Source organism: Kitasatospora sp. NPDC058965, from assembly GCF_042741245.1.
Taxonomy (GTDB): domain Bacteria; phylum Actinomycetota; class Actinomycetes; order Streptomycetales; family Streptomycetaceae; genus Kitasatospora.
Genome location: NZ_JBHYKG010000340.1, coordinates 1 through 8,710 on the forward strand (window position 1 = coordinate 1; position 8,710 = coordinate 8,710).

At 74.3% G+C, this 8,710-nt stretch carries 9 protein-coding genes; all 9 read right to left on the reverse strand.

What is annotated here, in order from left to right; all coding sequences use genetic code 11:
- Positions 1-53: 53 nt before the first annotated feature.
- Positions 54-155, reverse strand: coding sequence for a DUF6893 family small protein (locus ACFW1A_RS34760; protein WP_380416328.1), 102 nt, complete (start codon positions 153-155; stop codon positions 54-56).
- Positions 156-216: 61 nt separating this feature from the next.
- Complete coding sequence (locus ACFW1A_RS34765; RefSeq protein ID WP_380416332.1) at positions 217-723, reverse strand: hydrogenase maturation protease; 507 nt, start codon at positions 721-723, stop codon at positions 217-219.
- A complete protein-coding gene (locus ACFW1A_RS34770; RefSeq protein ID WP_380416334.1) occupies positions 720-2,096 on the reverse strand; it encodes a hypothetical protein in 1,377 nt (458 codons plus the stop codon). The genes ACFW1A_RS34765 and ACFW1A_RS34770 overlap by 4 nt, the downstream gene beginning before the upstream one ends.
- Positions 2,093-2,743, reverse strand: a complete 651-nt coding sequence (locus tag ACFW1A_RS34775) for a DUF6084 family protein (protein ID WP_380416336.1) — start codon at positions 2,741-2,743, stop codon at positions 2,093-2,095. The genes ACFW1A_RS34770 and ACFW1A_RS34775 overlap by 4 nt, the downstream gene beginning before the upstream one ends.
- Positions 2,740-3,390 carry a DUF5947 family protein gene (locus ACFW1A_RS34780; protein ID WP_380416339.1) on the reverse strand — a complete coding sequence of 217 codons (651 nt, stop codon included), beginning with the start codon at positions 3,388-3,390 and terminating at the stop codon, positions 2,740-2,742. The genes ACFW1A_RS34775 and ACFW1A_RS34780 overlap by 4 nt, the downstream gene beginning before the upstream one ends.
- Positions 3,387-3,887: a hypothetical protein gene (locus tag ACFW1A_RS34785; protein WP_380416341.1), complete on the reverse strand. Its 501-nt coding sequence runs from the start codon at positions 3,885-3,887 to the stop codon at positions 3,387-3,389. Before ACFW1A_RS34785 ends, ACFW1A_RS34780 begins: the two co-directional genes overlap by 4 nt.
- Complete coding sequence (locus ACFW1A_RS34790; protein ID WP_380416344.1) at positions 3,884-5,668, reverse strand: nickel-dependent hydrogenase large subunit; 1,785 nt, start codon at positions 5,666-5,668, stop codon at positions 3,884-3,886. The genes ACFW1A_RS34785 and ACFW1A_RS34790 overlap by 4 nt, the downstream gene beginning before the upstream one ends.
- A 69-nt stretch (positions 5,669-5,737) precedes the next feature.
- Entirely contained in the window at positions 5,738-6,808 is a 1,071-nt protein-coding gene (locus ACFW1A_RS34795) for a hydrogenase expression protein HypE (protein WP_380416346.1), read from the reverse strand.
- Between the two features lie 136 nt (positions 6,809-6,944).
- The gene (locus tag ACFW1A_RS34800; RefSeq protein ID WP_380416348.1) at positions 6,945-8,669 is read right to left on the reverse strand and encodes an enoyl-CoA hydratase-related protein; all 1,725 of its coding nucleotides are present in this window, start codon (positions 8,667-8,669) and stop codon (positions 6,945-6,947) included.
- Between the last annotated feature and the right edge of the window lie 41 nt (positions 8,670-8,710).

Sequence of the window (8,710 nt, forward strand, 5' to 3'; positions counted from 1 at the left end):
TCGGGGGCCCCCCGCCACGCCGCTGCGCCACCCGGCCGTCAGCCGTTCGGCCGCTACATCGAGCGGATCCGCAGGTAGCGCTTGAGGTCGGGCAGGTTGGCGGCGACCAGGGCGGCGGCCGCGGTGACGACCACCAGTCCGATGAACTTCAGCATGCGGGTCACTCTCTCTCGGGTGCGGTAGCGGGCAGGTCCGGCCGGTGACGGCGGTTCTGGTTCAGCCGGCCACGGGCGCGCCGACGAGCGCCAGCACGGTGGCCGCCGCCTCGTCGAGCGCGGCCGCGACCGGGGCGCTCAGGCCGATGCCCTCGTCCAGGCAGGCCGGCTCGCAGCCGACCACCAGGATCCGGTCGGGGCGGCGGCCGCCGGTGCCGGCGCTCAGCGTGTCGAGCAGCGCGAGCACCGCGTCGGGCGTCATCCGGTGGCCGTCCACCGCCACCGGCCCGGCCTCGGCCGGCTGCTGCGAGGCGTCGATGACGTGGACGGTGCCCGGGGGCGCACCGCGCCGGGTCGCGTCGAGCAGGATCACCGTGTCGTAGCCGTCGAGCAGTTGGTAGGCCAGGTGGACGCCGCGCACACCGGTGTCCACGGTCTCCACGCCCGGCGGCAGCGGCACCCGGGCCAGCCGCTGCACGGCCTCGACGCCGAAGCCGTCGTCGCCGAGGAAGATGTTGCCGATGCCGGCCACCAGCACCCGGGCCGGCTCGGACCGCTGTGCGCTCACGCGTCCTCCAGGGGCGCCAGTTCGTCGGGCTGGAAGTACCAGAACCGGCCCTGCAGCCGGCGCAGTTCGGTCCCGGGGTCGTCCTCCAGGGTGACCGCCACGTGGACCGCGCCGTCCACGTCGTGGATCACCGCCTCCACCACGGCGGCGCGGCCCTGCAGGAACAGGTCCTGCGCGTCGGTGCGCCGCAGTCCGGGGCGCAGCAGCACCCGCGAGCCCGCGGCCACCGCCACCCCGTCCACCAGCACCCGGTCCGTGCCCGGGTCCACGGCGGCGTCCGCCTCCGGGTTCCACCAGGGCGTCTGCGGTTCGAGCAGCGCGGGCTGCGGCGCCGTCACCTCCTGCAGGCCGCGCACCGCGCCGTGCAGGCGCTCCAGGATCTCCGGCGGCAGCGAGTCGGCGAGGTCGATGACGGCGGCGGCCCGGTCGTCGGTGCCGCGGGCCTCGCGCTTCTCCTCCTCGGTCAGGGTGGCCGTGCGCAGCGCGAGGATCTCGTCGATCTCCAGCGCGTCGTAGAGCACGCCCGGGCTCTCCGGCGCGATCCTGGGGTGGTCCTCCAGGATGATCGGCGAGCAGAGCAGCACGTCGCTGCCGCCGTCGGCGCCGGCCAGCACCGGCCAGCCGCGCTCGTTGCGGCACCCGGCCGCGGCCGGGCGGGCCCATTCCGGCGGGTCGGTCAGCGAGAGGAACCGGCCGGCCGTCAGCCCCAGCATCAGGTGGGTGGCGACCAGCGCGTGCGGCAGCGCGGCGGCCCGGTCGCCCGGCTCCGGCGGCGGGCCGTCGAGCACGTTGGCGACCTCGGCGACCAGCCGCACCAGGCCGTAGGGGCCGGGCAGTTCGACGGCCGACAGCCGCAGCTCGCCGGCCACCCGGCCGCTGGTCCGCAGCAGTCGGCCGACCACGGCGCCCGTCTCGTCGCGGACCGGCTCCAGCTGCTCGCCGTCCGGCCGCCCGAACGGCACCCGCACCCCGTCGCCGAACAGGTCGGCGAGCGGCACGGTCAGGTCCTCCTGCTCCTCGACCCCTTCGTCCCAGGGGACCAGCACCCGGTCGGCGAGCTCCAGCCGCTCCACCGCGGCCCAGTCGCCGCCGGCCGCGGCCCGCTGGACCACCCGGCGCTGGGCCCGCAGGAACCGCAGCCGCAGCTGCAGGTGGGCCTGCACGCGCGGTTCCAGCAGGCACTCGGTGCGCTGCACGGACCGCTCACCGCTCTCCTCGCACCAGGTCGGCGGCACCAGCACGCCGAACTGCCAGCGCATCCGGTTCTTGGCGGCGGACGCCCGGTACGGGTAGAGCACGTAGCCCTCGTAGAGCACGGCGTCGGCCACCTGGCGGGCGGTCGCGAACCGTGCGTCGGCGTCGGCGTGGGTCACGGGGCGGCCACCTCGGGGGTCTGGGCGTCGGCGAGCAGGGCGGTGACGGTCGCCTCCCAGGACGGCAGCGCGCGCCGGGAGCGGTACTCCAGCAGTGCCCCCATGGTGGCCCCGGGCAGCCGCAGCCACCCGCAGCCGGGGAAGTGCTGCTCGACCATCTCGCGCCAGGTGGCCACCGGCACCCGGCAGCGCGCCTCCCGGTCCCACGGCACCGGGTGCACCGCGAAGCCCTGCGGCCCGCTGAACACGGTGCCGGAGAAGAGCAGCAACAGCGGGATCTCGCCGTCCTCCAGGGCGGCGAAATAGCGCGTGGCCGCCACCTCCATGTCGTAGCTGCACGGCACCGCCAGCTCGATATCGGTGCTGCCGGTGAACCCGGGCACCACGGTGGCGACCTGGGCGAACTGCAGCGGCTGGAGGGTGCGCTGCCAGCGGTCCGGGGTGCCGAACAGGTCGGCCAGCCCCTCGGTCTCCCGCGGTGCGTAGCCGCGGCGGCCGGGCTCGATCCGCAGTTGGCAGCGCAGGGCGACGGCGTGCACCCGGGTGTCCGGCGTCTCCGCGGTGATCCGCAGACCGAACTGCAGGGTCGGGCCGACGGCGTAGCGTTCGGCCCGGACTCCGGTGCACTCGAACTCGACGGCGGTCACGGGGCGCTCCGTTCCACGGCGACGGCGGTGGCCCGGGCGCGCAGGTCGCCGAGGAACTCGGCCAGTTGGGCGCGCGCCTGTGGGCCGCCGTCGAAGCCGCGCCAGTGCTTGCGCAGGCGGCCGACCAGGGCGTAGGCGGCGTCCACCGGCACCAGCGCGCAGAGCCGGTCGCCGCCGGGGCGGTCCCCGTCGGTGCGCACCAGCAGCAGCGCCTCGGTGTCGGGCCGCAGCAGCGCGGCCAGGCCGGTGGCCGCGGTCAGCGTCTGTGTGCCGGACGGGCCCGGGTCGCTCTCGGTGGGCCCGGCCGGGCCGGGGTAGACGGCCAGCAAGCGCTCCGGATCGCCGGTGCGCAGCAGGAACGCGACGCCCACCGGGATGCCCAGGGCCGTCCAGAGCGCCTCCCCCAGCTCGGCCCGACTGTCCGTCAGGTAGCGCTGGGGCACGGCCCGGAACCGCCCCGCGCCGGCCCCCTCGCGGTCCAGCAGCAGCGCGCAGGGCGGGCAGGAGCAGGCCAGGACGCGCTGCTCGACGTCCACCAGGTGCCGGTGCTCGCCGGCCAGCTCCACCCCGCACAGCTCGCACCGCTCGGGGCGCGGCGGCGCGGGGGCCAGGAACCTGCGCAGTCCGCCGGCGACCGGGGCGCTCACCGGGCGCCCGGCCGCGGGCCGATCTGCAGCAGCGCGGGCTCCCGGGGCGCGCTGCTCAGCTCGACCGGGCCGACCTCGGGGGCGAAGCAGGAGAGCGCCTCCTCGATCCGGGCCCGGGTGGCCTCGGCGGAGCCGCAGCCGCACCCGTCCGCCCGGCCGGTCAGCCGCAGCGCGCCGGTGGCCGGGTCGAACCCGTCCACCCGGTACGACGCGGCGTCGGCCGCCGCCAGGGCCCGGTCGATCCGGCGGGCCGTGTCCTCCGGGTGCAGGTCGTGCAGCACCAGCAGGCCGGCCACCAACTCGTCGCCGAGCAGCGCGTCCAGCGGTGCGCCGGAGCGCCCGGAGAGCAGGCCGACCAGCCGGGCCAGCCCCTCGCCGTACATCGCCATCAGCGCGCGCACCAGCTCCTCGACCGTCTCGGCGGTGCGCAGGTCGGCGGTGGCCGCCAGCTGGTCCAGCAGTTCGTCCACGCGGCTGCTCGCCGCCGCCACGGTCATCCGGCCAGTCCGCTCAGGCCGGTGGGGACGTGCAGGTTCTTGACGGTCTTGCCGCCGCCCACGTACATGTGGACGCCGCAGGGCAGGCACGGGTCGAAGCTGCGGACCGCGCGCATGATGTCGATGCCCTTGAAGTTCTCCGGCGGGTTCTCCTCGAAGATCGGGGTGTTCTGCACCGCGTCCTCGTAGGGGCCGGGCGTGCCGTAGGTGTCGCGCACGCTGGCGTTCCACGGCGTGGGCGGGTACGGGTGGTAGTTGGCGATCTTCCCGTCGCGGATCACCATGTGGTGGGAGAGCACGCCGCGCACCGCCTCGGTGAAGCCGCAGCCGATGCTCTCGTCCGGCACCTCGAACTTCTCCCAGGTCTGGGTCCGCCCGGCCCGCACCTCACCGAGCGCCTGCTCGGCGAAGTGCAGGGCCAGCGCCGCCGCGTAGGCCTGGAAGTAGGTGCGGGCGCGGTTGCGCTCCAGCGCGTTGCTCCACTGCGGGATCTTCCACTCGAAGGTGGTCTCCGGCTTGGTCATGGTGCGCGGCAGGTTGATCAGCACGCTGTGGCCGGTCGCCTTCACGTAGCCCACGTCCACCAGGCCGGAGAGCGCGGTGGACCAGAGCCGGGCCAGCGGGCCGCCGCCGGTGTCCAGCGCCAGGTGGTCCTTGCCGTCGAACCAGCGCGGCGACATCACCCAGCTGTACTTGTCGTCGAAGTCGCGCTTCTGCGGGGCCGGGATGGTGTGCTGGTTCCACGGGTGGCGCGGGTCGACCCGGTTGCCCAGCGGGTCGTGGGTGACGAACTGCTCCTGGCCCGCCCAGTCCTGGTAGTAGGAGCTGCCGAGCAGGATCCGGATGCCCAGGTTGATCTGCGTCAGGTCGTTGGTGACCAACTTGCCGTCCACCACCACGCCGGGGGTGACGAACATCCGCCGGCCCCAGTCGGTCATGTTGCGGTAGGTGAAGTCGCAGTGGTCGGGGTCGTTGAGGGAGCCCCAGCAGCCGAGCAGCACCCGGCGCCGGCCGACCTCCTCGTAGCCGGGCAGGGCCTGGTAGAAGAAGTCGAAGAGGTCGTCGTGCAGCGGGACCACGCGCTTCATGAACTCGACGTAGCGCATCAGTCGGCTGAGGTAGTCGGTGAACAGCTGCACCGAGGCCACCGTGCCGGTGCCGCCCGGGTAGAGCGTGGAGGGGTGCACGTGGCGGCCCTCCATCAGGCAGAACATCTCCCGGGTGTAGCGGCTGACCTGGAGCGCCTCGCGGTAGAACTCGCCCTCCAGCGGGTTGAGCGAGCGCATGATGTCCGCGATGGTGCGGTAGCCGTGCTCGGCGGCGTGCGGGGCCTCGGTCCGCTCGGCCTGCTCCAGCACGCCGGGGTTGGTCTCGCGGACCATCTTCTCGCAGTAGTCGACCCCGACCAGGTTCTCCTGGAAGATGTTGTGGTCGAACATGTACTCGGCGGCCTCGCCGAGGTTGATGATCCACTCGCCGAGGTGCGGGGGCTTCACCCCGTAGGCCATGTTCTGGGCGTAGACCGAGCAGGTGGCGTGGTTGTCACCGCAGATGCCGCAGATCCGGCTGGTGATGAAGTGCGCGTCGCGCGGGTCCTTGCCGCGCATGAAGACGCTGTAGCCGCGGAAGACCGACGAGGTGCTGTAGCACTCCGCCACCCGCTTCTGCTTGAAGTCGATCTTCGTGTGGATCCCGAGGCTGCCCACGATCCGGGTGATCGGGTCCCAGGACATCTCCATCAGGCCGGAGTTGTCTCCGGCCGGCTTGGCGGTGGGTGCCATCGTCTGTCTCCTGAGTCCTTCGGATCGCGGGCAGGTCGGTGAGGGGTCGTCAACTGCTCTTCGGGACGGTCACCACGGGGAGCGGTAACCGGTGGTCAGCCGGCTGCCGGTGTGCCGCCACTTCGGCTCCTTGTCCACCGTGTCGAGGGTGAACGCGCGCAGGCGCCGGATCGCGGCGCCGTAGACGCCGCTCGCGGTGCTCGACACCTTGCCGCCGGGCGGCTCGTCCATGAACGGCATGAACTTGTCCGGGAAGCCCGGCATGGTGCAGCCGATGCAGATGCCGCCGACGTTGGGGCAGCCGCCGATGCCGTCCATCCAGCCGCGCTTGGGCACGTTGCACTTGACCACCGGGCCCCAGCAGCCCAGCTTCACCAGGCAGGTGGGCTCGCCGTAGGCGGTCGCGAACTGGCCCTGCTCGTAGTAGCCGCCGCGGTCGCAGCCCTCGTGCACGGTGGCGCCGAACAGCCAGGCCGGCCGCAGCTTGTCGTCCAGCGGGATCATCGGCGCCGCGCCGGCCGCCTGGTAGAGCAGGTAGGTCAGCGTCTCGGCGAAGTTGTCCGGCTGGATCGGGCAGCCGGGCACGCAGACGATCGGCAGGCCGGCCTTGGACTTCCAGTTCCAGCCCAGGTAGTCCGGCACGCCCATGGCACCGGTCGGGTTGCCCTCCATGGCGTGGATCCCGCCGTAGGTGGCGCAGGTGCCGATCGCCACCACCGCCAGCGCCTTGGGTGCCAGGCGGTCCAGCCACTCGCTGGTGGTGATCGGCTGGCCGGTGGCCGGGTCGTCGCCGAACCCGCACCAGTAGCCCTCGGGCTTGATCGACTCGTTCGGGATCGAGCCCTCGACGACCAGCACGAACGGCTCCAGCTCGCCGCGGTCCGCCTTGAAGAACCACTCGACGAAGTTGTCCGCGCCCTGCACCGGGCCGCACTCGAAGTCGATCAGCGGCCAGTGCACCGCGATCGGCGGCAGGCCGGGCAGCGCCCGCAGCGCGATCTCCTCGATGCTCGGCTGGGTGGCGGCGGTCAGCGAGACGGAGTCGCCGTCACAGCTGAGCCCCGCGTTGATCCAGAGGATGTGGATCGGGCTCTCTTCCTCGGCCGCAGCGGGCGCGGGGGTTGTCTGCGCATCCGTCATGGGATGCCTCCAGGGTCTGGGAGGTGACGCTCACCAGAAAAGGGCGTCACTGCCGTTGATAGCGCACGCCACGCCGCCGCGGGCGGTCCACCGCAGCCACCCGGGTGAACCGCCGGTCACGGACGCGTACGCAAAGTCACCGGGGTGCGAGGTGCGGCGGCCGGTGGTAGCGGGCCAGGTGCGCGGGCGTGGCGGTCGGCCGCTCCTTGCGGACGAAGGCGCGCCGCAGCGCGTGGTACGGGTGCTCCGGGTCGAAGAAGATCGCGTGCATCCGGTCGAGCTCCTGCTGCCGGTGGTCGGCCAGCGGCCGCTCGCCCTCGGCGCGCTCCCGCTCGGCCTTCTTCCGGGCGGTCCTGGCCGCCGTGCCGGCGCCCGCGGCCAACCGCCCGGCCAGCGCGCGGACCTGCCCGGCGAAGTCCTGCGGGCCGCCCGGCAGCACCCGGTCCACCAGTCCGAGCTCCGCCGCCCGGCCCGCGCCGACCGGCAGCGCCGCCTCCAGCAGCTGCTCCGCCGCCGCGGTGCCCACCCGGCGGGGCAGCGAGTAGGTCCAGTACTCCGAGCCGGTCAGGCCCATCAGCCGGTAGTGCGGATTGAGCACGGCGCCGTCGCGGCACCAGACCTCGTCGGCGGCCTGGGCGAGCATCACCCCGCCGGCCGCGGCGTTGCCGCCGAGCGCGGCCACCACCAGCCGGTCGGTGGTGGTCAGCACCGCCTCCACCAGGTCGTCGATGGCGTTGATGTTGGCCCAGGACTCCGCCGCCGGGTCGGCGGCCGCCTCGATCACGTTCAGGTGGATGCCGTTGCTGAAGAAGTCCCGGGCACCGCCCAGGACCAGCACCGAGGTGGGCCGGCGGCAGGCCTCGCGGTAGGCGGCGAGCAGCCGCCGGCAGTGGTCGGTGCTCATCGCCCCGCCCGGGAAGGCGAACCGGAGCAGGCCCACCTCCCCGTGTTCCCGGTAGCGGATGTCGCTCCAGGTGCGGCGGTCGCCGACCGCCGCCGGGTCGAGCGGCGCGGGGGCCGGCAGCGGCTGCCCGGCCAGGGCGAGCGCGGTGGCGGCCGGCAGCGTGAAGGTGGCGGGGCCGCCCGGCCGGCGCCGGGGCCGCAGCTGCGGGATCCACACCGCGCCGTCGGCGGTGGCCCGGCACACCGCCCCCGCCCGGGTCGCCAGCAGCTCGCCCGGGCGCCCGCGCAGCCGGTCCTCGCGGTGGCCGCCGTGCAGGAACCACGCGGTGCCGTCGATCTCGTCCAGCACCCCCGGCTGCGAGTCCGCCGCCCGCAGGGTGCGCAGCACCGCCTCGGTCGAGTCCCGCTGCCAGTCGATCCGCCGCTCCGGCTGGCGCAGCGGCGGGCGCACCCGGACCCGGTCGCGGACCGGCGGCGCGTCCTGGCGCAGCGGCGTGTGGGTGCCGCCGGCGAACCGGTCGACCGCGGCCAGCACGGCCGCCAGCGCGGCGTCGGCCACCTCGCCGCGGTACAGGTCGCTCTTGGCGAGCGGCGGCAGCGCGCACGGCTCGGTGGCCCAGACCGGCCCGGCGTCCATCTCCGCCTCGGCCTGCAGCACGGTGACGCCCCAGTCGGTGCACCCCCGCTGCACGGCCCGGTCGAGCGAGGAGGGTCCCCGGTCGCCGAGCGGCCCCGGATGCACGACCAGGCAGCCGACGGTCGACCAGACGTCCTCGGGGATGGCCGACTTGAGCATCGGGGCCAGCACCAGCTCGGGTCGCAGGCGGTCCACCGCGGCGCGCAGCGACTCGTCGCCGAGGGCCAGCTCCACCGCGACGGCGTGCCCGCGTTCGCGCAGGGCGGTGAACACACGTTGCGTCAGGCTGTTGAACCCGGACGCGAGCAGCAGGATCCGCACGACGCACTCCTCACCGGCGGCGCACCGGTGCGCCGCAGGCC